The organism is Rufibacter soli, assembly GCF_054781795.1.
Window position 1 is genome coordinate 108,958 of sequence record NZ_BAAGTS010000005.1, and the last position, 24,067, is coordinate 133,024.

The following is a 24,067-nucleotide window of genomic DNA, read 5'->3' on the forward strand; positions in this document are numbered from 1 at the left end:
AAGAGCTTTCTAAAATTAAAGTTTAGTATTAGGCACTACGCGCATGTTATCAATGGCAAACTTGGCCTTAACCGCATTGGGTCCGCTAAAGTGCATAGATACGCCATACCCGTTTGCATTGTAGGCGAACTCTTTGTTTGCCTTCCAGAAATCTTCCCAAGGAATGGTGACGGTTTGCCACTTGCCCTCAGTGTGCAGGTTAGGCTGCCAGTTGTAGTAAACATCACCTCTTTTGCCGGCCATGTCTGGTCCCATATACATTCTGTACCAGGCCCCGGTCAAAGACTCCTGCGTGTTGATCTCAAACTTCAGGCTGTATTTTGCAGGGTTGGCAAAGGCATCGGCGGGAATGTTTTTGTTCTCTGTGGCTGCTACGCTGCTTTGCTCCCCTACATAGGTTTCATACCAGGCCCAGGCGCCCAAGTTGTTGTCAATCCTCAGGAATTTACCATTGATTGGCTTAACCGTTGCGTCAGATTCTTTGATGAAGTTAGGGCCATGCCATAAGCCACTGGTGCCGGCATCAAAGGTGGCAATGAGGTTACGGTTATCTCTGAACCAGAAAACAGATTCTGTCTCCCCAAAGTTAGAGGTGATGGTGATAGGGCCAGGCTGGGCACCCTGGGGCACTTTCACTTCAAGCGTTTTAAAGTCTTTGATAGAGACAATCTCGCCTTGTACCCCACCAGTGAACGTTACTTTAAGCGGCTCATAGAAAAAGTCACCTACTATAATGGCGTTTTCACCGGTATTGACATATTCACTCATCATTCTGTCAATTCTGGGCTTACTGATGTCCACGGTGAAATCATGCAACAGTTCCTCCCCGTTGGCGAAAACCATGCGGAGCTTGTTGTTGATGGTAGTGGGAATCTGAGCAGGAATTCTGGTAATAATGGTGGTATTGGTAATGTAGGAGGGGTTCAAAGAGGCCGGCTGGTCATTAAACCACAACTCCTTCACGTTGGCCAGGTTGTCTCCTACAATGGCTACCATTTTGCCCTGGCCCGCCTTCACAATAAGTGAGTCTGAGGCCGTAGGCTTGGTAACCCTTATATAACTGATCATGGGTTTACCCCCGTTAGAAAGATCGTCATCTTCTGAACAGGCCGTAAACACTCCACTCATCGCAAACGCGAGGAAGAGGAATAACAGGGTTTTAAAATTAACTTTCATATGCTTGGTTATTTCTTTTCTAAATACAGTGCTTACTTGAACACATAAGGAACCGGGGCATTTCTCAAACTTGGCGCCTGGCTTTGCTCTACCGTAGGGATAGGCAGCTGGAAGTTACCAGAGTTGGCGGTAGCCGTTCTGGCCGTCACGTAAGAGGTTTTGGTGAAGGTCCAGCCGGTTGGGTTTGGCATGCGGTCTGGTCTGATCACAAATATTTCCCGGTCCTGGCTGTTGATGATGTCATAGGCCTTCTGTGGGTTGGAGTAATGCAACCGTACCAGGTCATACCAGATCACGCCTTCCACGGCAAACTCTTTGGCGCGCTCTTGGAAAATGATGTCCCAGGTAAGGGGGCCTGTATAAACAGGTAAGCCCGCCCGCATGTGTACCTTGTTGAAATACTCCAGCGCTTTAGGATCTGACGTAGAGAAACTGCTTCCTAGGGCTGCCTCCGCGTAGATCAGGTACATGTCGGCTAACCGCAGCATGTAGGTGTTGTTAGGGTAGCGCTGCTGGGTCACCTGGTCTCCTACATCGTCTCGGTTACCAATCACATATTTCTTAACATTGGCAAAGCTGTACTGGTCTGCGGCAGCCGGGGCTGGGAAGACAAGCTTTTGTTTGCTGGCGTTTCCGGCGGCATCTCTCACGGTCTGCGTGATCTCTGGGTAATTGGCGCCTGGCAGCATGAAGGTGGCTTTTAACCGTTGATCCAGCGTGAAACCGGGCTTGGTGCCATTCTCCTGAATGAGGCCGTCATATAGGCTTAGCATCCACCAGGAGGCTCCTAAGTCACCGCCCCAGCCGTCTGAGCCCGGTGCAATGTCATTGCTGAAGTTAAGCTGTGACACCATAGTGTTGGCGTAGCCGTAGTCTGAAGTAAACACCCACTGCTGCTCAAACAAAGACTCATTGTTGTTGTCATACGGGAACTTGAACAAGTCTTCATACTTGGGTAGAAGGCCTTTTCCGCTCATGGTGATCACGCGCTCAGAAAGGGTTTTGGCTTTGTCCAGGAACTCCTGTTTCAGGGCACCGCCCTTAGACTCAACACCGGCCCGGGTCAAGAACACCTTGGCCAGGAATCCTTCAGCCGACCATTTGGTGATGCGGCCAGGCTGCACCGCGGTGGCAGGAAGGTTGGCGGCGGCAAACTCAAGGTCTCTGGAGATAAATTCCCACACGGTTTCTACCGTGTTACGGGTCACGTCTGCGTTGTTCAACAGCTCCAGGTTGTTCTCAATGATTGGCACCGGGCCATAGTTAGAAACCAGGAAGTAATAGGCAACGGCGCGCATGAACCGGGCCTCGGCAATGGCGTGGTTTTTAATCTCTGGGCTAACAGCCGCCCCCGCATAGCGGTTCACGTTCTGGATAAGGGTGTTGGCCTGGCCTACCACCACATAAAAAGACCGGTAAGCCTCTACGTTAGAGACGTCAATCCCCGTGGTGCGGAACATCACGTCATTCTTGAACACGTCATAGAAACCGCGCTGCAGGGTGCCGCCTCTTACATCGCCAAGGGCCCAGTAACTCTTGTCCACGTAATCTTTCCAGACCACGGTATATAAGGGCGCAGAAGCGGCTAAGATCTGGTCATTGGTCTTGAAGAAGTTGGCATCAACCAACGTGTCTTGCGGCGGCCTGTCCAGGAATTCTTTCTCACAACCTGAGAAGACAGACAAAGCGGTAATGGCTGCCAGGTATAAATATTTATTTTTCATTTTGAAGGAAGAGTTACGTTAAAAATCAATACCAATGTTCACAGAGTACATAGGTGTAAGCGGGTAGCGGCCGTAGTCAACTCCAATAGCGGCGTTGTTAGGGTTCTCCAGGCCACCCACGTGGGAGCCAACTTCAGGGTCATAGCCAGAGTAACCGGTAATGGTCCAGACGTTCTGCGCACTGGCGCCAATTCTGGCCCCGCCAATGTATTTGAGACGGCTTACCAGGCTGCCAGGAAGGTTGTAGGTCAGGCTCACGTTCTTCAGGCGTACAAAGGAACCGTCTTCTACATACTTGTCTGTGTGGCGTCCGAAGTTGTTGTTTCTGTTACCGCCAGACATTCTGGCCACGGTGGTGCCGGGGTTCAGCAACGTAGGGTTGCCTTGGGCGTTAACGCCTACGCGGGCATAGTCCAAGGCGTCTGTGAACAGGTTGCGGCCTAAGTTGATGTTGTTAGGGTTGGAGTTCTCATTGCGTACCCAGTTGTAGATGTCATTGCCAACGGTGCTGGTGATGAGCATGCTCAGGTCAAAGCCTTTGTATGAGAAGTTGTTGGTAAAACCTAAAGAATACTTAGGCCATGGGTTGCCAATAAACGTCTGGTCATAGCTGTCAATGATGCCGTCTGGCTTGCCTTCAGGGCCGCTCAAGTCGCGGTACTTCACGTCACCAATCCAAACGCTGTTGGGTGCCACCGGGAAGAGAACGCCATTGTTGTCGGCGGGACGGGCACTTTTCTCCACTTCTTCCACGCTCCCGAAGATGCCGTCTTCCATATAACCATAGAACAACCAAGGCGACTGACCAACCACTGTGCGTTGTGACCAAAGGTTCCACTCTCTAGTGGTTCTGTTCAAGATGCTGCTTTCAGTAGAAAGGCTTTTTACCGTAGTCTTAAAGTGGGAAATGTTGAAGTTAGAAGACCATTTGAAAGCGCCGTTGTCAATATTGATGGTGTTAAGGGCGAAGTTCCAGCCTTTGTTCTGGAGGGAACCAATGTTCACGGTTGGGGCAGAAACAGAGCCGCTACCGCTGGTACCCATATAGAAAGGCAAGCTGGCCTGCAAGATCAGGTTATCTGTGTTCTTGATGTAGTAATCGGCCTCTAACTGAATGCGGTTCTCAAACAGGCCCAGGTTCATACCAACGTTGTTGGTTCTGGTTTCTTCCCACTGGAAGCCAGGGTTAGGATAGCGGTTAGGGATAAAGCTGGTGCCGCCGCCAAAAGGAGAAGGTCCGGCAGAGAGGGTACCATAGATTGCACCACCACCTTGGGCCTGGCTTCCGGTAAGGCCAATCTCATAGCGTAAGCGAAGGTCGCTTACCACTGGCACATTAAAGAAAGGTTCTTCAGAAACTCTCCAGGCCGCAGATACAGACGGGAAGTAACCCCATTTATTCTCTGGACCAAAGAATACAGAACCATCTGCCCGGAAAGCGGCCTGCAAGATGTAGCGGTCATTGAAGTTGTAGTTGATACGGCCCAGATAAGATTCCATGGCCCAGTCTCCGTGTCCGCCGCCGGCTACGCTGGTAAGGATGGCGCCCGCGTTCAGGTCAAGCACGTCATTGGTCTGGAAGCCGCGTCTCTCCCCAGAAAGGTTTCTCCATTGAGATTCCTGTGACTCATGGGTGGCCATGGCGTTGATGCTGTGCTTTCCAAAGGTCTTCTGGTATTGGAGCATCTGGTTCCAATTCCAGTAAGTGCCCAGGTTGTGGCTGTTGTTCAGTTGGGCCTCTGTACGTCTCTGGATCCCGAACTCATAGGTTGGTTGGAAGAACTGAGAATTGGAGAAGTTCACGTTACCATTGAAAGAGGTCCGGAAATCCAGGCCTTCCAGAATCTTGATGCCAATGTTCACCCCGCCCAGTAATTGTCTTCTGGTGAGTTCATTGGTCACGATATTAGCCAGACCAATAGGGTTAGGCGGTGTAAACCGCTCAGATTGGTTGGTGGGGGTCTCGGTTCCGCCGCCGTAGGTGCCGTTAATGTTTCTTACCGGAATATGTGGAGGCAACTGCAGCGCCAGGGAGATCAGGTTAGACTGGGTAGAAGCCAGCTTTTCATTGGTCTGGGCAAAGTTGAAGTTACCGCCAATGGTCAGCCATTTCTTGGCCTGGTTGTCTAAGTTCAGGCGCACGGAGTTACGGTCAAAGCCAGAGCCCAGCGCAATGCCGTCCTGGGTCATATGTTCCCCAGACAGGTAATAGGTGGTTTTCTCACTGCCGCCACTTACGCTAAGCTGGTGCTTTACCATAGGGGCGTTGCTGAACAACTCCTTTTGCCAATCTGTCCCGTTGCCTAGTAAAGAAGGGTCTAGGAACTCTTCTCTGGGAGTGCCGCCGGCCAGGGCCTTATATTCATTCTCCATCTGGGCATACTGCCGCAGGTCCATCACATTCTGGCGTTTAGGGGGTGTCTGCAAGCTGTACAGGAAGCCGTAGTTCAGTTTAACCTCACCGGCTTTACCACGTTTAGTGGTGATCAATACTACCCCGTTGGTACCTCTAGAACCGTAAACCGCGGTGGCAGAAGGCCCTTGCAGAATCTCCATGCTCTCAATGTCTGCCGGGTTAATAGCAGATAAAGGGTTAGTGCCGGAAGCAGAGTTGGAACCCTGAATCTGCACCCCGTCAATCACGTAAAGTGGCTCATTGGTGCCGCCCAACGTACTTACCCCTCTAATGTTCACAGAGATACCACCTCCTGGTGCCCCGGTGTTCTGGGTAACGTATACCCCGGCTGCCCGGCCTTGAATGGCCTGCTCAATGGTAGTGTTCACAGTTCTCTCCATCTCCACTGAGCTGATAGTGGATTGGGCGCCCGTAATGTCATTTCTTCTTAACTCACCATAGCCGGTCACCACCACCTCACTTAAGGCCTGGGCATCTTCTTTAAGGCTTACCGTTAGCGAAGTCTTGTTGCCCACCGGCACTTCCTGTGAAACATAGCCAATGAAGGTGACCACCAGCACGTCATTGTCGGTCACGTCCAGGGAAAAATTTCCGTTTACATCGGTGGCAGAGCCGTTAGTGGTGCCTTTCACTACCACGCTCACACCGGGCATGGCCGAGTTATCAGCTGCTGAGGTTACTTTACCGGTTATTTTCCTTCTGGCATCCTGGGCCAGACCGGCCTGGGCCTGAAGTAAGATCACCAGGAGCATAACCATTATGGTCCAGGCAGCCTTGGGCCTAAAGACATAATTACGCTTGGGGTAATCTCTGTCTGAGTAGAGGTTTTTAATCATAAGATGATTTGAATTAGGTGGTGAACTAAGAAGTTAAGTAAAGGATGCCAGGTGTGCCTGGAGTTGGGTACAGCGTAAAAAGTAAGTAACACTTGAAAGTAGGGTGCAATGGTGAAAGGGTAGGGCCACAATACCGGCTTCTCTTCTATTGAAAGGGGGGATTAAGAGAGAAATCCAGGGGTGTTTTGCCTGATGCCTGGAAGGTGGCAGGGCAAAGAAGCCTATGTAAAACTAAAAGGATCCCAAAAGAGCATATAATACTATTTTATCAATTCTTTGATGGAAATTGCTTTTATTGTGCCAACGTTGGCATAAAACTACAAAAATGAGGTGCTTTTAGTAGCAGATTTAAAAAAGTCTCATTAATCATGTCTTAAAGATAAGTTTTTTTGTTGAATTCCTAAACAAACAAAGTCTCTTTGAAAAAAATAAAAGCAACCGATTCTACTTTTACCAAGCCTCCTGGAAAAGTTAAGTTGGCCTTTTTAAATAATGAATAGACTTTTTAAAAAAAATTTAATAGTCTTATTTTAGCCGTGAGCGCGTGTTAATTTCCAATCTACCCAGTAAAGCCTATCTTTTCCTGATATGAATGCCATTTATAGAGAGATTACCCCATTAACTCAGAATGACTGTTTTACCATGTTCTCACGGGTAAAGCAGGAATTTAATTTCCCGCTCCATTACCATGATGATTTTGAACTCAACTTCATCTACAATGCGGCCGGTGCCAAGCGCGTGGTAGGCGACCATGTAGAGGTGATAGACGACCTGGAACTGGTGCTGGTGGGCAGCAACCTACCGCATGGTTGGTTCACGCACCAATGCCAGAGCCAGGAAATAGTGGAAATCACCATCCAGTTTCACCGTGACCTGCTGGATGAAAAATTTCTGCGCCGTAACCAGCTTAGTTTTATCAGAACCTTGCTGGAGCAGGCGGGAAAAGGCATCTCCTTTTCCCGGGAAGTAAAGGAGGCGTTCAGGCCCCGGCTAGAGAAACTCACCCAAAAAGGTGACTTTGACTCTGTGCTGGAACTCATCTCTATCCTCCATGACCTGTCTGTCTCGCACAACATGCGCACTCTCTCCAATGCCACCTTCACCTCGGGCCAGTTCAATTACTATAGCCGGCGCGTGGAAAAGGCCTTTGAATACATGCACGCCAACTATGACAAAGCCGTCTCTTTAGCAGATGTGTCCCAGGTAGTCAATATGCCGGAAGTCTCCTTCAGCCGGTTCATTAAAAAGCGCACGGGTAAAACCTTTATTGAAAGCCTCAATGAAATAAGGTTAGGCCACGCCTCCCGCCTGCTCATTGACACCACCGAGACTGTGTCTGAGGTGTCTTTTAAATGCGGGTTCAATAACCTGTCTTACTTCAACCGGGTTTTCAAGCGGAAGAATGGGTGTACCCCCAAAGAATTCCGCCAGAACTATTCCGGCTCCCGGGTCTTTGTATAATAAAAAGGCATTTACCCTTTTCTCCTTTCCTGTTTTGAGCCTGTTTTTCAAAAAATAGCCTCAAAACAGAAATTCAGGATTACTGCCTGGTAACGGCCTGCTGCAGCGTGACGGTGGTTTTCAGGTTGCCTACCATTAAGTCAAAAGCACCCGGTTCGGTTACCCACTTGCCGGCCTCGTTCACAAACGCCAGGTCCTTGGCTGACAGGGTAAAGCTCACTTCCTTTTCCTGACCAGGGTTCAAGGCGACCTTGGTGAAAGCCCTAAGCCTTCTGGCGCTGGGGGTGATGCTGGCATATTGGTCATGGCTGTATAATTCCACGGCTTTCTTGCCGGCCCGGCTACCCGTGTTTTTCACCTTCACCGTTACCTGCAGGTTGTCATTGTCACTGAATGTGGTTTTGCTGGTGCGCAGGTCTGAAAAGGCAAAGGTGGTATAGCTTAACCCGTGCCCAAACTCCCACTGCGGGTTAAAGCCCCGGTTACCGGCCGCGTTAGGTATGTCTTCCCTTACTACCTCGGTGCCTTTGTGGTCATAGGTGAGCACGTCGCCTGCGTGCCGCGGATAGGTGAAGGGCAGAATACCGTCTGGGTTGTAGTCGCCAAACAGTACCTGCGCGATGGCGGTGCCCCCAAAAGTGGCTGGGCGGTACGCCAACATAATGGCATCTGCCAAAGGTTCTATAGCTGAAACAACGCGTGGCCGGCCCTCCAGCAGTACCAGCACCACGGGTTTGCCGGTTTCTTTGGCGGCCCTTACCAGGGCCAGCTGGTTTTCCTCCAGATCCAGGTTGTCTATCACACCCGGGCTTTCGGCATAGGCTTTCTCACCCAGGAACAGCACAATGGCCTGCGCCTGGGCGGCGTCTTTCTTCAATTGGGCCACGTTGTAATTGGCGGCGGCGCCAAAATCTGCCACGGAGCGGGAGATGATATTGTCTTTGCCCACTTTTTCTGCCAGCGCCTGAAGGGCGGTTTTCGCTTTGGCTGGGTATTTCGTTTCATCATTGCCCTGCCACACGTAAGACCAGCTGCCGTGTAGGGCGCTCAATGAATTGGCCACCGGCCCGGCTACCAGTATTTTAGCGCCCTTGCGAAGGGGCAACACTTGTTTCTCGTTTTTGAGCAGGGTCAGGCTTTCCAGGGCGGCCTGCAATGAGACTTGGTCAAACTCAGGCTGCTGAATGGTGCTTTTTAAAGCCGTTTTTGGCAAAGAGTGCTCAAACAAGCCTACCTTTTTCTTGAGAGCCAGAATACGCCGCACTGACACGTTGATGCGCTCTTCTGAGATGGCGCCTTCTTTCACCAGCGCCACCAAATGATCATAGAAGGTGAAGTCATAGGGCACCATGCTCATGTCCAGGCCGGCCTCCACGGCCATTCTTACGGCCTCTTTAGGCGTGGCGGCCACCTTATGGCGGGTGTGCAACCTGATCACGTCTTCCCAGTCTGAGACGGCCACACCCTCAAAACCCAGTTCCTCGCGCAGGATCTGGGTAAGGAAATACTTGCTGCCATGCACGGGTACGCCGTTGATTTCCCCGGAGTTAATCATGACCGTGGAGGCCCCCGCGTCTACCGCCGCCTTGAACGGGGGTAGGAAGATCTCGCGCAGCATCTGCTCTGGTATATAAGAAGGGGTGCGGTCTTTGCCGGTAGACGGATAGGAGTAGCCCAGGTAATGTTTCATGCAGGAGGCTACCGTAAAATCGGGCCCCTGGCCATTCTGCTCGTAGCCTTTGATAGCGGCAGCGCCCATGGTCTTCACCATATACACGTCTTCCCCGAAGGTTTCTTCAAAGCGGGGCCACAGCGGCTGACGACCCACATCCAGTACCGGGTCAAAGTTCCAGGGAATGCCGGCGGCCCGGGTTTCCAGGGCCGTAATGCGCGCCAGTTGGTTCACCAGGTCTGGGTTACGGGTGGCGGCCATGCCAATATTATGCGGGAACAAGGTGGAACCGGCAATGTAGTTAGCCCCATGAATGGCGTCAATGCCATAGATAACTGGTATGCGCAGCCGGGTAGTGGCCGCGGCGTTCTGAATAGCGGTAAGCAACCGGTGCCACTCGTCTATGGTATAGGCGCGGTTACGCACGTTTAAAAGCGAGCCTATGTGATAATCTGAAATTACCCGGCGGAGCTTGGCCGTGTCTATCACCGTGGCCTCATTCCCCTGCAGGATCACGTCAATGGTGAGTTGGGTCATTTGGCCCACTTTTTCCTCCAGGGTCATTTGGGCCAGCAGGTCCTCAATGAATTTATCTCTGGGGGCAGCCACCGAAGGAACCGAAGCCACAGCCTTAGCCACCCCTGGAGCAGAAGACGGCACCGACTGGCTGGCGCCGCAGGACTGGAACAGCAGGGCGAGGCCCAAAAAGTAAGGTGAGAAATGACGCATGGATGAAGTGAATGGTGCCATGAACTATAGAATAGCTTTAGCTGTAAGCCTGACGTTGCACTGAAATTAGAAATTAAAAAATCAACCCACCCAGGAAAATGGCCTTAAATGGCGCTACTTAACAAATGATACCACAGATTGAAACATTTGGTCCCTTCGGGGTTGCAGGAAGGCAGGGAAACCTCCTTTTCTGTGGTAGTTCTTTTGCCGGCTGGCTTTCCAGTTTTGGCATCTTTTCAAAAAAACGGGCTTAAAACGGAAAAACGGCCCGGATGCCGGGTGAAGAAGAGGGGTAGTTTTGTAAAATCTATAAAATGAAAGTAAATTCCATCGGGGAACCAAGGCACCAAGGCTAAGGGGTCCTTTTTGTTACCGGCAAGCGTTCGCCCCAAGGGGCAGGGTTGCTTTTAGGCCTATAGGGGATATGCGTTTTCAAAAATGGGTTTTGCTTTTGTGGTGTTGGGTAGGAGGCATGTCACTGGCCTGGGCCGAAGTGCCCGATCCTTTCAGGTTTTCGTTGCTGGACCTGAACAGTGGGTTGTCCAGCAACCAGGTGAAATGTGTCCTGAAAGATAGCCGGGGGTACGTATGGGTAGGCACGGCAGCGGGCCTGAACCGCTATGACGGGTACCGGTGCAAGGTGTTCAGGTACCATTCCAATGACCCTACCTCCCTGTCCAATAACGACGTGCTTCAATTACGGGAAGGCCCCGCTGGCAAGATATGGGTCAAGACATCGCAAGGCATATGCGTCTATGACCCAGACACCGAGCAGTTCATCCGTCAACAGGGCGGACTGATGCGACAAATGGGTCTGCCGGCAGACGCCCGGGTCGAGGATATCTTGCAAGACAGAAGCGGTAACTTCTGGTTTGTGCTGGAAAGCAAGGGGTTGGCCCGGTACAACCCGCGTACCCACCGCTCTGTCCTGCTCCAGCACTCGCTGGCAGAAAAGGGAGGGCTCAGCACAAATACCATTTCGGCCATAGGCCAAACCACCCACGGCAACATCTGGCTAGTCCACCGCAACGGCCTTTTGGAAAAACTGAACCCCCAGACGCTGAAAATTGAAGAACGGATTGAGGCTATCTACCGCACCAACAGCCAACAGCAACTGGACTATGCCCTCACCGTTGACAATGATAATGACCTCTGGCTGTACCTGCGGGAAAAGGAGGGAGGCGTGTTTTTCTATGACTACCGCCTTAAAACCTTACAGCGCTTCCTTAAAACCTCTCCGCGCCTGCCCCTGAGCAGTAACCTGACCCGCGGTATTGTGGAAGGGGAAAAAGGTAAAATATGGATTGGGGCAGACCACGGCGGTATTAATGTGCTGGACAAACGCACGTGGGCGGTGCAGGCCATCAGGTACAACGGTGAGGTAGAGAACGGGCTGGCCCACAACAGCATAAACACCCTTTATAAAGACAACGAAGGTATTGTTTGGGTGGGCACCTTTAAGAAAGGGGTGAACTATTACCATAAAAACATTCTCCGGTTTCCGTCGGTCAAGCACCTGAGTACCGTGCCCGGGAGCTTGCCCTATGAAGACATCAATGCCTTCGCTGAAGATGACAAAGGCAACCTCTGGCTGGGCACCAATGGCGGCGGGCTCTTGTACCTTGATAGGGGAACCGGTGTGTATACGCGGTACCGCCACAACCCCCAGGATGCCTCCAGCCTGGCGGCAGATGTCGTGGTCAACCTGCTCATTGACAGAAACAAGCAATTATGGGTGGGTACCTATCTGGGCGGGTTAGACAGATTTGACGGGAAAGCCTTTCTTCATTATAAAAACCAACCCGGCAACCCGGCCACCCTCTCAGATAACAGCATCTGGGAGCTGTATGAAGACCGCCGGGGCAACCTCTGGATAGGCACCCTGCGGGGTGGGCTGGAAATGTTGGACCCGGCCAGAAAGAAATTCACACATTCTGCTCTAAAGGGGGGGCAGTACCCGGTGCACTGTGACTACATCTCTTCTATTGCTGAAGATCGGCACGGAAACCTGTGGGTAGCGGGAGGCTACGGCATTGATATCTTTCACCAGGAAACCGGTAAAAGCTCCCTTTTGCTCCATGACCCTAAGAACCCCCAGAGCCTGGTGAGCAACCAGATCACGGCTATTTTCAAAGATTCGCGCCAAAACATGTGGGTGGGCACCGCAGAAGGGTTAGACCTGTATCAGGAAGAAACCGGGACTTTCCGGCACTTCATTCCAGAAAGCGGCGTGCCCAACAGCGCCATCAGTGCTTTAACTGAAGACCGCCACGGAAATCTATGGGTAAGCACACAGAACGGCGTCTTCCAGATGGCCCGCCAGAAATCAGGCCAGGGCCCTGACCTGTACGCCATCAGGACTTTTGACGAGTTTGATGGCCTCCAGGGGAAATCCTTTAATGAACGAGCCGGCCTTCGCTTAAGAAGTGGCGAGGTGGTTTTTGGCGGACCTAACGGGTTCAACCTCTTCCACCCAGACCGCATTGAGAAGAATAACATGGCCCCGCATGTGGTACTCACAGATTTTCAGTTGTTCAATAAAAGTCTGGTGCCCAACCAGTATGTGAATGGGCGGGTGATATTGCCTGAGACTATTGCAGATACCCGGAAGATTACCCTGGAGCATGATGAGAACGCCTTTTCAATTGAGTTTGCCGCCCTCAACTACATTCACCCGGAAAAAAACCGCTACCGGTACAAGCTGGAGAGGTTTGACCACGAGTGGCACACGGTAGACAGCAACAACCGCAAAGTCTCCTACACCAACCTGGACCCGGGGAAATACACTTTTACCGTCTTGGCGGCCAACAATGATGGGGTTTGGAACCGGCAAGGCGCCAGCATGCAGATTGTGGTGCTGGCCCCGTTCTGGCAAACCCCGGTAGCCTATGTGTGCTATGTGGCCTTGCTCCTTGGGGCCTTGGTGCTGGTGCGGCGGCTGGAGCTAAGGAAAGCCCAATCCAGATTTCTGCTGGAGCAGGAAAGGCGGGAGGCCCAGCAACTGCATGAGCTGGACCGTTTGAAGATTAAGTTCTTTACTAACGTAAGCCATGAGTTCAGGACCCCGCTCTCTTTGATCTTGGCGCCTATTGAAAAATTGCTGAGGGCCAACCCAGAACCAGCGCAGCAGCAACAGTTCCTGATGATCCAAAAGAACGCCCGGAGTCTGCTGCACATGGTTAACCAGCTTCTGGATTTCAAGAAGATGGGCGTGGAAGAGATGCGGCTATCCCTGACGGAGGGCAACGTGGTGGCGTTTGTGGAGGAGACCGTGCAATCCTTTCTGGAGTTGTCAGATAAAAAGGAGATATCTCTCACCTTTCAGTCCGGTATACATTCGCTTTACATTGCTTTTGACCATGATAAGCTGGAGAAGGTATTGCTCAACCTGCTCTCCAATGCCTTTAAGTTCACCCCAGCCCAGGGCCGAATTGAAGTGGTACTCCAATGCCAGGAGCAAAAATCGCTGGCGGAGGGCTTTAAAATGCTGGAGATACAAGTGCGCGACACCGGAATAGGGATTGCCAAAGAAAACCAGACCCGAATCTTTGAACGGTTTTTTAGGGATGCGGTGCCTGAAGGGATGATGAACCAGGGCAGCGGCATTGGCCTGGCGCTGGCCAGTGAGTTTGTGCACCTGCATGGAGGCTTCCTGTCAGTGGAAAGTGCCCCCGGACAGGGTAGTTGCTTCACCGTGAGCCTGCCCGTAAAAGAACTTAACCCACCGGCTGCCAGCCCTGAGGAGCAGATGCAGCAAGCAAGTTCCTTGGCCCCTGCCCCTGAACACTCGCCCGTGGAAATTGGGCCTCAAGAAACGATTGTGGGCCAGAAGCCGCTGGTGCTGGTGGTAGAGGATAATGATGACTTCCGGTTTTACCTCAAAGACAATTTGCAAGGCCATTACCAGGTGGTGGAGGCCCGTAACGGAAAAGAAGGTTGGCAGAAGGCATTGGCGCTGCTGCCCGCCCTGATTGTGAGCGATGTCATGATGCCGGAGCTGAACGGGGTAGACTTCTGTAAAAAGATCAAACAGGATCCTCGCACCTCCCACATTCCGTTTGTGCTCTTAACGGCCCACGCCTCTGAAGAGAAGCACCTGACCGGCCTGCATGTGGGGGCTAACGATTACCTCACCAAGCCCTTCAACTTTGAGTTGCTGCTTTCCAGAATCAAGAACCTGATCACCCAGCGGGAGCAGTTGCAGAAAGTATTGGAGAAGAAAATAAGCGTGCAAACCAGTCAGGAGAAGATTGTGTCTCTGGATGACAAGTTAATCCAGAAGGCCATTAAGTACGTGGAGGAAAACCTGTCTAACGCAGACCTTACCGTAGAGGAAATGAGCCGCGAACTGGGCGTGAGCCGGGTGCACCTTTACAAGAAAATGGTGGCCATCACAGGACAGTCGCCGGTGGAGTTTATCAGGAAGATACGGTTGCAGCATGCCGCGCAACTGCTGGGCAAGAGCCAACTGACCGTGGCCGAGGTGGCCTATAAAGTAGGGTTCAACAACCGGAAGTATTTCACCAAGTACTTTAAGGAGGAGTACCAGATGTTGCCGTCGGTGTATGCAGAGCAAAGGGCACAGGTGGAAGAAAGGTAAGCTTCCCAAAATCTAGGGAGTAATTCTAAAGGAAAGGTTCTTTCAGGGACAGCACGAATTCTGTGGTTTAGGCCTGTTGTTGAAAAAACGTGCTGTTTTGGGAAAAGGAAGCTTAGGGGAGCAGGCGAACCTTCTGCTGAGAGCATCCATTTCCAAGCCTATGGTTCTTAGGGTTTTGTCTTTTGGGGGGTCACGGATGTCCACGGGCTAGGGGCATCAACCTACCTGCAAGAGGCTTTTAACCAGAAAGGCGTGCATCTGAAACAAATGGTACCCTACCGAAGATGTTCTTGTTTTTACCTTTAGCCTGTGATCCAGAGTGGTGCTATTATCGACTTTAGAACCTATGGCTATACCGCTAACTACAACTGAGCTTATATTATTTCCTATGCAATATTTACCAAAAGCGCTAGGGGTGCTTGTGTTAAGCCTTTGTATCTCCTTAGCCCAAGGACAGCCTTCCCTACCCGCCAGCAAGGCGAGGCAAGAGCAAATCAGGTTGAACCAGTTAGGCTTCTACCCGAATGCCGGCAAAGTGGCCGTGGTGGTAGGCAAGGCTACCGGAGATGGCTTTACCATCAAAGCAAAAGGTGCTTCAAAAGTGGTTTTTAAAGGGAAACTGTCGGCTGCCAAGCCTGCTGAGCTTTCCGGTAAGCCTACCCGGGTGGCAGATTTCAGCGGCTTCACTACGCCGGGGGTGTATGTGCTGGCGGTGCCTGGGGTGGGAGAGTCCTATGCGTTTGAGATAAAGCCCAAGGTCCATGAGGCGGTAGCGGCGGCGGCGCTGAAGGGCTTTTACTACCAGCGGGTGTCTGTGGATTTGCCGCAGGCGTTTGCCGGCAAATGGCACCGACCCGCGGGGCACCCAGATACGCAGGTGCTAGTGCACCCGTCGGCAGCCTCGGCGCAGCGCCCGGCAGGCACGGTCATTTCGGCCCCGGGGGGCTGGTATGATGCCGGCGACTATAACAAGTACATCGTGACCAGCGGCATCACCATGGGCACCCTGCTGTCAGCGTATGAAGATTTTCCGGAGTACTACCAGCGGCAGAACCTCAACATCCCCGAAAGCAAAAACGCCGTGCCTGATCTCCTGGACGAATCTCTGTATAACCTGCGCTGGATGCTGGCCATGCAAGACCCCTATGACGGCGGTGTGTACCACAAACTCACCAACGCCGACTTTGACGCCATGGTCATGCCGCACCAGGCCACGGCGCCCCGGTACGTAGTGCAGAAAGGAACAGCGGCCACCCTTGATTTTGCGGCCGTTATGGCCCAGGCCAGCCGGGTGTACCGGAACTTCGGGAAAGATTTTCCTGGTCTGGCAGACTCCTGCCTTACGGCGGCCACCACCGCCTGGGCTTGGGCGCAGCAGAACCCCAGCGTAGAATACAACCAGGATGCTCTGAACAAAGCCTTTGACCCAGACATCACCACCGGGGCCTACGGTGATAAAAATTTCACTGATGAATGGATCTGGGCTGCCGCCGAACTCTATACCACCACCAGGCAAGGAAGCTATTACAAGGCTGTTCCACTGCTGCCAGATGCGGCTATGCCCTTGCCTGGTTGGCCACAAGTTCGTTTATTGGGGTACTATACACTCCTTCGGCACAGCGCTTCTTTGCCTTCGGTTTCTAAAAAAGAGATAGACCTGCTTAAAACGCAATTGGTGCAAGTAGCCAATGAGATGGAAAAAGGAGGCCGCGGCGGGGCCTACCAGACGGTGATGGGCAGAACCCAGGCAGATTATAGCTGGGGAAGTTCATCCGTGGCGGCTAACCAGGGCATTTTGTTGGTACAGGCGTACCAACTCACCAAAGACCAGAAGTACCTGCAGGCCGCCCTCTCCAACCTGGATTACCTCCTGGGCCGCAACGCCGTGGGCTACTCCTTTGTGACGGGGTTCGGGTCCAAAGCCACCAGGCACCCGCATCACCGGCCATCGGTGGCAGATGGCATAGCAGAGCCCGTGCCAGGGTTACTCTCTGGCGGGACCAACGCCCAGGCCCCCAAGCAGGATAAATGCGAGGGCTATACCGCCACTTCGCCAGATGAGATGTACCTGGACCATGACTGCTCCTATGCCTCAAATGAAATAGCCATTAACTGGAATGCGCCGCTGGTCTACCTGGCCGGTGCCCTGGAAGCGCTTCAGCAGAAAGCAGGCCTGGCCGCTAATGGCAGCAGGTAGAGAGCAAAAGCCAACCAAATTCTTCTGGTAAGATGGAATGGCTTCTTGGTCATGTTATTAACCTTTTTGTAGACGGGGAAGGAACCTGAAATGTCCTTTTGACAAGTTAATAATTGTGGTTTTTCCTCTGAGTTTTGGAGAGGAAACCCTATAATTGGAGGAGGTTGGTGGCACAGAAGAACAAGGCACAGGAAAAGATTTTTTCATTCTGAGCCCGTTTTTTGAAAAAGGGGCCCAAAACGGAAACGGTAGGCTTGATGCGCTTAGCTGAAACCAGCCCCAAAACCCTGATGTGGGTTCCTTGCCCTGAAACCTATCTTCATAACCCTGTCTCAACTTCAAACTAGAGTCCCATACAATGGCTGGAATAATCAACACGGCAAACACGGCGGCAAGCACGCCCAGTACAGGGGTAGACCCCGGAAACAATAAATTCCTGGGGCCATTGGTGGTCGTGACCTCCTTGTTTTTTATGTGGGGCTTTATCACGTGCCTCAATGATATCCTTATCCCCAAACTGAAAGGGGTGTTTGCCTTGCAGCACTGGCAGGCCATGCTCATCCAGACGGCGTTCTTTGGGGCCTACTTTATTATCTCCCTGGCCTATTTCCTGTTCTCAATCACCAAAGGCGATCCCATTATGAAGATCGGGTACAAAAACGGCATCATTGTAGGCTTGGTAGTGGCTGCGGTGGGCTGTGTCTTGTTTCTGCCGGCGGCCAGCCTGCTGAGCTATGGGTTTTTCCTGATGGCGCTCTTCGTGCTGGCCTCGGGCATTACCATTCTGCAGATTGCGGCCAATCCCTACGTGGCGGCCCTTGGTCCGCCCGAAGGGTCTTCCAGCCGCATGAACATGACGCAAGCACTCAACTCCCTGGGAACTACGGTGGCCCCGGTATTAGGCGGTTACCTGATCTTTGACACGGTCCAGGGCGTGGGAGAAACTGGCGCAGATTCTGTGAAAATGCCGTACCTGGCGCTGGCTGGGGCCTTGCTGGTGATTGCCGTCATCATCAAAATTGCCCGTTTACCGCATATCACCGGCGAAGGAAGAATTGTGGCCGATGCTGGTGCCCTGAAACACCGGCACCTGGTGCTGGGCATTATCTGTATTTTCATGTACGTGGGCGGTGAAGTCTCTATCGGGAGTACCCTGATCGGGTTTCTGGAGCTTCCGCAGATAGCTGGCCTTGCCGAGTCTGAAGCCAAGTATTATCTGGCCTTTTTCTGGGGCGGTGCCATGGTGGGCCGCTTCTTTGGGGCTATTGGCTTGGCCCAGTTCAGGAACAACAGCTATAAGTACCTGGCCATTGGCGGGGTAGCCTTAGTGGCCTTTTTGGTGATTTACAGTATTTACGGGCTTAACCTGGCCCTTACCGCGGTGAGCCTGATTGTGCTGAACATGGTGGTGCTGTTTCTGGGAAGGTTTATTCCCAGCCGAACTCTGGGTCTTTATGCTGCCAGTGTGATTGGCCTGTTGCTGGTCACTATTTTTGGCGAGGGGCACATGGCCATGTGGGCGGTGATTGCCATAGGCCTGTTCAACTCCATCATGTTTCCTACCATCTTTGACCTGGCCATTAAGGGCCTGGGCGCGCACACCAGCCAGGGCTCTTCTTTGCTGGTAATGGCCATTGTGGGCGGCGCCGTCATTCCGCCGTTGCAGGGCTACGTGGCAGACGTTACCTCGCTGCAACTTTCCTTTCTGGTGCCCCTGGCCTGCTACCTGTTTATTGTCTACTACGGCTTCTTCGGTTCTACGCCCGGCAAGTCTGTGGAAGAGGGATTGACGTACTAAGCCGTACCAGGCCATTACCAGAAGAGAAGTTTGTCGAAAAGCTTTTAGGGTAATGTGAATCTCTCTGAATATATTACTAGTGAGGAAGTTAAGGTAGAAGTAGTTGGGCTTCCAAAGCCATGGAAGAAGATGCCAGGAAAGCGTTGGAAGGCTTTGGCCTGCGAAGGGCAGGGCTACATAGTGGCTGCTTTTTCCTACTTTTGGGAGTTTGGTCTGGTTTGAGCCTGTTTTCCTGAAAACGGGCTCAAAACGCAGGCAGCATCTTTTTACCTTTAGCATACCCCACATGGATAAATTTTTCATAGTAGCCCTTATTTTGCTGGGTTTCCTGAGTATTGGCCAAGCCCAGGACCTGAAATCCCCCAACGGGGAACTGGTCATGCGGTTCTCTCTTCTGCAAGACGGTACTCCTAGTTACACCCTTTCCTTTAAAGGCAAGCCGGTCATCAAGCCTAGTAAGCTGGGGTTGGAACTGAAGACCAAGCCCGCCACCATGGCCTCGGGCGGGTCAGATGCCAACATGGACCAGAAGGCCATCAACCTGCAAAGCTCCCTACACAACAACTTCACGATCACGGGTACCAAAACCGCTACCGTGAATGAGACCTGGAACCCGGTTTGGGGTGAGGTAAAGACCATCCGGAACCACTACAATGAGCTGGCAGTAACCTTGAACCAGAAAGGAATTGACCGGCAGATGGTTGTCCGGTTCCGGCTGTTTGATGACGGGCTGGGCTTTCGGTATGAGTTCCCTACCCAGAAGAACCTCACCTACTTTGTGATCAAGGAAGAAAAGACGCAGTTTGCCATGGCCGGTGACCACACCGCCTTCTGGATTGCCGGCGACTATGACACGCAGGAGTATGACTACACCACTTCCAAACTGACAGAAATCAGAGGCATTATGGCCAAAGCCGTGACCAGTAACCTGTCGCAGACGCCATTCTCGCCTACCGGCGTGCAAACCTCCCTCATGATGAAATCTGCTGACGGCCTGTATATCAACCTGCATGAGGCTGCCCTGGTAGACTACCCGGCCATGCACCTGAACCTGGATGACAAGAACCTAGTGTTTGAATCCTGGCTCACGCCTGATGCCATTGGTGACAAAGGCTACATGCAGGCGCCGCGCAGCACTCCCTGGCGCACCGTCATGGTGAGTGATGACGCCCGCGAGATTCTGGCCTCCAAGTTAACCTACAACCTCAACGAGCCCAGCAAGATAAAAGAAACCTCCTGGATAAAGCCGGTCAAGTACATTGGCGTTTGGTGGGAGATGATCTCGGGGAAGAGCACCTGGTCCTACACAGATGACTACCCCACTGTGCAATTGGGCATCACGGATTACACCAAGGCTAAACCTAACGGCAAGCACGGGGCCAACACCGCCAACGTGAAACGCTACATAGACTTTGCCGCCAAGCATGGGTTTGACGCCGTATTGGTGGAAGGCTGGAACATAGGCTGGGAAGACTGGTTCGGCAACTCCAAAGACTACGTGTTTGATTTTGTGACCCCCTACCCAGATTTTGATTTGGTGGGCATTAGGGAGTACGCCAAAGCGAAGGGCGTGAAAATGATCATGCACCATGAAACCTCTTCCTCGGTGCGCAACTATGAGCGCCACATGGACCAGGCGTACCAGTTTATGAAAGACAACGGCTATGACGCCGTGAAAAGCGGGTACGTGGGCAGCATCATTCCGCGCGGCGAAAACCACTACAGCCAATGGCTGGTGAACCACTACCAATACGCCATTGAGAAAGCGGCCCAATACAAGATCATGGTGAATGCGCATGAGGCCGTTCGGCCAACCGGAGTGGCCCGCACCTGGCCCAACCTGATTAGTAATGAGTCTGCGCGCGGCACCGAGTACCAGGCCTTTGGCGGCTCCAAGCCCAACCACGTGGCCGTGCTTCCCTTTACCAGGCTGATGGGTGGCCCCATGGACTACACCCCGGGCATCTTTGAGATGGACCTGACCAATAAATCTCACGTGAACAGCACCCTGACCAACCAGTTGGCACTCTACCTGACCATGTACAGCCCCCTGCAGATGGCCGCCGATTTTCCGGAGAACTATGAGCGCTTCCTGGATGCCTTCCAGTTCATCAAAGACGTGGCCCTGGATTGGGATGACAGCAAATACCTGGAGGCAGAACCAGGCGAGTACATTACCGTGGCCCGCAAGGCTAAAGGTACTGGCCAGTGGTTTCTGGGCAGCGTGGGCGGCAACAACGCCCGCACCTCTACCATTAAACTAGACTTCCTGGACAAAGGCAAGAAATACGAGGCCACCATTTACGCCGATGCCAAAGACGCCCACTACAAGACCAACCCACAGGCTTACACCATCAAAAAGGTAGAGGTAACGAATAAAACCAAGCTAACGCAGTTTGTAGCCCCCGGCGGCGGGTACGCCATCAGTTTTACTGAAGTGACTAAGGGCAAGAAATAGGGGACTGGTCCAGGTACGTCCTATTTAGCGACAGACACGCAAATAATCTTAGGCTAGTATCTTGGATAAAAAAAATGGAGGGTTCTGTTTAATAACAGAGCCCTCCATTTTTTAGGAGCTATAGTATAAGCTAGACTTGGGTTTGGGAACCTGTTTTAAGCCTGTTTTCTGAAAAACAGGCTTAAAACAGGAGTTGGGCAAATGACAGCCAACTTCATTGGGTACCCATGAAAACGTCTTTATGAAACGCCAGCGAAACCGGCAGGGTAAAACCAATGGAGGGCACTGGTGTAATCTGTGAACACCTCATGCCTGATTTCGCCGGTGGCCTGGTACTGTTCTTTTCCCTGGCCCGTGAATTCTGTGTTAGCCACCAGGGAAGGATAGTAATCTGGGGAGACAACCGCTAATTTAAGAATGGAAGACTTAGAAGAGGCCTCCACCCAATCTGTAAGAATCCAAGCCTTTTCCTCCTCACTGATAAGGTAGATCTCCAGGTCATCAATGAGCCAGAACCGTATTTTGTGCTGTTTGGTGAATTCCAGGCCTTTCAGGAAGCCAATCTTGCGTTCGGGCAGGGTGATTTGCCGTTTCCATTTCAACAAAAGCAGCGAATAGGCTTCAAAGATGATGATAGAAACAAAATCATTTTCAAACGCCGGTGGTGGAATTTCCTGGAAGGGCAAGCGGTTGGGCATTCCTGTCTGTAGTTAAAGCCAAATAATCTGGGGGACAGAGTGCTTTCAAGGTTAGCGCAATTTTAAGAAAAAGCCAGGAAATAACAAACTGAACGTGGTATTTTTTTGTATTTCTCTAAGAATAGAGAAGTCTCGTGCAGAAAGTCAATGGGTCCTTTATGTGCCTGAAGGAAAGTAGATTCTACCCGAGGCAGCATAAGTCAAACCTGGCAAGTTCTGTTACGTCACAATAACTTGTTTTGCAAGGCCAAGATGGAGGATCTATTGATTCTACCTTACCAAAAAAAGAGGCAAAAGGGCCTTGCCTACGCTTTTAAATATCTCCCTCGCCTCTCTTTTATAAATCAGTCTAATTCATGCACACCGGGTTCAGGGGCAAGTCCTTTAAAAGCGGGGTTACCATAGAAATCTAGGGAAGGTACCGTGAGTTTGAAGAGCCTTTGCAGGTCTAAGCCTTTGTCTTTTAAGGGTGAGTTAGGCTGCAACCTAAACCCGGCAAGGGTGCCTAGTTGGTAAGGGTCTGTAAGGGTGGCAGTAAGGGGCCCGGTAAGTTGTGGATCCACAAACAGGCCCACCAGCTTGCCCTCCAGTTTCTCCTGCCCGGTGGCCTCTGCCCACTCCTTCAGGCTACTATATCCTTGAAAAGTGACGGCGCTCCCGTTGAGGTTCCAATAGGTGTTGCCCAAGAACCTACTCCCTTCGGCAGAGCCGTCTATAAGCTCGTTTTTGCCGATGAAGATGTTGTTATAAAAGCCAAAATTCTCTTTGTCACTTGATGGTATAAAGTAGAGGGTAGGCGAGGTGCTGTTGACGATTAGATTATGATACACTTGGCCGTTTTTGAATTGCGTGCTACCTGCGCCCCCATTCCAGGTGGATATACTGCCGTATTTGATGGGGTTTTCCGGTGTTTGGCCGTTTACCACGTCATTTATGGAAATAGAGTACCGAATAATATTGTTATTCCACTCCCTGGCCCCAGCCCACTGGTAAAGCCCGAAGCCAGGTCCTTCGTTCTCATAGGAGAGGCAATACTGCAAGATGGAATTGGTGGTGCCTCCGTCAAAGGCAAACCCGCCGCCGTCATGGGCTCCATTAGGTATTTTATTGCGGTAACTGATGCTGTTCTGAATGATGACGCTGTCGCTGGAGGCTGCCCAGATGCCAATGGGCCCGTTGGCAGGGCGGGGCATGTCCCAGCCGTTGTTGGTGGCAATACAGTGGTCTATCAAGATGCCTTTAGTAAATTCCACCAAAATACCGTTACCGCTGTGGTTGTCCAGCACAGAGGGGTCTCCCGGGTTATTCTCCGCTATACAATCCTTTAGGGTAATGTTGCGGGAGCGGTCTTTGTCCTGGTCAGGAAACTGGTAGACGCCATTGCGTATGGTATGGTCGCCGGTAATGAATAGGCCACTATACCCGTTGTTTCGGGCTGTTACTTTTATGGCTTTCATGTTGTGGCAACTATAGAGCAGCAATCCTGAGTGCTGGAAACCCTCTATTACTACCTGCTCTAAGGTGCCCTGGTTGCTTTTGCGCACCTCTATACCGTTGGCGCTGTTGCCTTCCTTCCGGCCGGCGCCTTTGGCATTTATTGCTTTTATATGAAAGTAGTTGCTTGAGATCAGAGCGGCTTCCTTGTTTCCGCCGTCCAGGGTGGCCACTCCGGTGCCGTAACTGGTGATGGTGACAAGTTTACCTGCCGCGCCGCTATCCAGAGAATCCAGGACCAGAGTACCTGGGAACGTGGTGCCTCCCTCCAGATACACCGTTTCGCCGGGCTCCAGGTCGGCAGTATTCAGTTTTGCCAGGGTGCGCCAGGGCTTCTCTTTTGTTCCGGGGTTGGTATCATCGCCATCTTTGCTTAGGTAATAACTTTTAGCTTCCGCAATCATAGGCGGCTGTGGAACCGGCGGATCAGGGTCAGGTACTGGAGAGTCCTGGCAGGAAAAGAGAAACACTCCGGTAAGCAAGCAAAGGACCTTTGCCCATTTTACTATCTCTCTCCCTAGCTGAACAGAATAACAGGTTTCCTTCTTTTCCATCTGATTTCTATATAACCCTAGGATGAGATTACGAGGGTATAATAAAAATACTAAGAAAAAAATAAGAATATTTAGGATGAAGGGTGATTGTTTCAGACAATTAGTCTGCCTCATGTGCGGCACTTATCTTGAGAGGACTCATTTAAGAGGATAACTTTATAAAAATCCTTCATGCGGTGTTCTATTCAGATCTAGAAGGGCGAATATAGAACGAGAGGATTTTATAGGAATCAAAAGATTAAGTCAGTAGTGTC

General features: G+C 51.7%; 11 protein-coding genes. 5 read left to right on the plus strand and 6 right to left on the minus strand.

The genetic code is table 11. The features are described 5' to 3' along the window. Window positions 1–15: 15 nt before the first annotated feature. The 3 genes from ACYVJQ_RS15135 to ACYVJQ_RS15145 form a co-directional block, all read right to left on the minus strand. Window positions 16–1,068: a glycan-binding surface protein gene (locus ACYVJQ_RS15135; RefSeq protein WP_460893949.1), complete on the minus strand. Its 1,053-nt coding sequence runs from the start codon at window positions 1,066–1,068 to the stop codon at window positions 16–18. A 140-nt stretch (window positions 1,069–1,208) separates the two neighbouring features. Continuing rightward, a complete protein-coding gene (locus ACYVJQ_RS15140; protein WP_460893950.1) occupies window positions 1,209–2,900 on the minus strand; it encodes a RagB/SusD family nutrient uptake outer membrane protein in 1,692 nt (563 codons plus the stop codon). 18 nt (window positions 2,901–2,918) lie between these two features. Continuing rightward, window positions 2,919–6,152 (minus strand): SusC/RagA family TonB-linked outer membrane protein, encoded by a 3,234-nt coding sequence (locus tag ACYVJQ_RS15145; RefSeq protein ID WP_460893951.1) that lies wholly within the window; start codon window positions 6,150–6,152, stop codon window positions 2,919–2,921. Window positions 6,153–6,740: 588 nt separating this feature from the next. On the opposite strand from ACYVJQ_RS15145, the gene ACYVJQ_RS15150 reads away from it, so the two are divergent. After that, window positions 6,741–7,613 carry an AraC family transcriptional regulator gene (locus ACYVJQ_RS15150; protein WP_460893952.1) on the plus strand — a complete coding sequence of 291 codons (873 nt, stop codon included), beginning with the start codon at window positions 6,741–6,743 and terminating at the stop codon, window positions 7,611–7,613. A 79-nt stretch (window positions 7,614–7,692) separates the two neighbouring features. On the opposite strand, the gene ACYVJQ_RS15155 is transcribed toward ACYVJQ_RS15150, so the two are convergent. Then, the gene (locus ACYVJQ_RS15155) at window positions 7,693–10,035 is read right to left on the minus strand and encodes a glycoside hydrolase family 3 N-terminal domain-containing protein (protein ID WP_460893953.1); all 2,343 of its coding nucleotides are present in this window, start codon (window positions 10,033–10,035) and stop codon (window positions 7,693–7,695) included. Between the two features lie 451 nt (window positions 10,036–10,486). Between ACYVJQ_RS15155 and ACYVJQ_RS15160 the strand changes: the two genes are divergently transcribed. The 4 genes from ACYVJQ_RS15160 to ACYVJQ_RS15175 all read left to right on the plus strand — a co-directional run bounded on the left by ACYVJQ_RS15160 (window position 10,487) and on the right by ACYVJQ_RS15175 (window position 21,067). Continuing rightward, window positions 10,487–14,614 carry a hybrid sensor histidine kinase/response regulator transcription factor gene (locus ACYVJQ_RS15160; protein ID WP_460893954.1) on the plus strand — a complete coding sequence of 1,376 codons (4,128 nt, stop codon included), beginning with the start codon at window positions 10,487–10,489 and terminating at the stop codon, window positions 14,612–14,614. Window positions 14,615–15,002: 388 nt separating this feature from the next. Further along, window positions 15,003–16,811, plus strand: coding sequence for a glycoside hydrolase family 9 protein (locus ACYVJQ_RS15165; protein ID WP_460893955.1), 1,809 nt, complete (start codon window positions 15,003–15,005; stop codon window positions 16,809–16,811). Between the two features lie 358 nt (window positions 16,812–17,169). Then, entirely contained in the window at window positions 17,170–18,609 is a 1,440-nt protein-coding gene (locus ACYVJQ_RS15170) for a sugar MFS transporter (RefSeq protein ID WP_460893956.1), read from the plus strand. Window positions 18,610–18,895: 286 nt separating this feature from the next. Further along, a complete protein-coding gene (locus tag ACYVJQ_RS15175) occupies window positions 18,896–21,067 on the plus strand; it encodes a glycoside hydrolase family 97 protein (protein ID WP_460893957.1) in 2,172 nt (723 codons plus the stop codon). A 239-nt stretch (window positions 21,068–21,306) separates the two neighbouring features. On the opposite strand, the gene ACYVJQ_RS15180 is transcribed toward ACYVJQ_RS15175, so the two are convergent. Next, window positions 21,307–21,765, minus strand: a complete 459-nt coding sequence (locus ACYVJQ_RS15180) for a hypothetical protein (RefSeq protein ID WP_460893958.1) — start codon at window positions 21,763–21,765, stop codon at window positions 21,307–21,309. A 344-nt stretch (window positions 21,766–22,109) separates the two neighbouring features. Next, window positions 22,110–23,663 carry a right-handed parallel beta-helix repeat-containing protein gene (locus ACYVJQ_RS15185; RefSeq protein WP_460893959.1) on the minus strand — a complete coding sequence of 518 codons (1,554 nt, stop codon included), beginning with the start codon at window positions 23,661–23,663 and terminating at the stop codon, window positions 22,110–22,112. Between the last annotated feature and the right edge of the window lie 404 nt (window positions 23,664–24,067).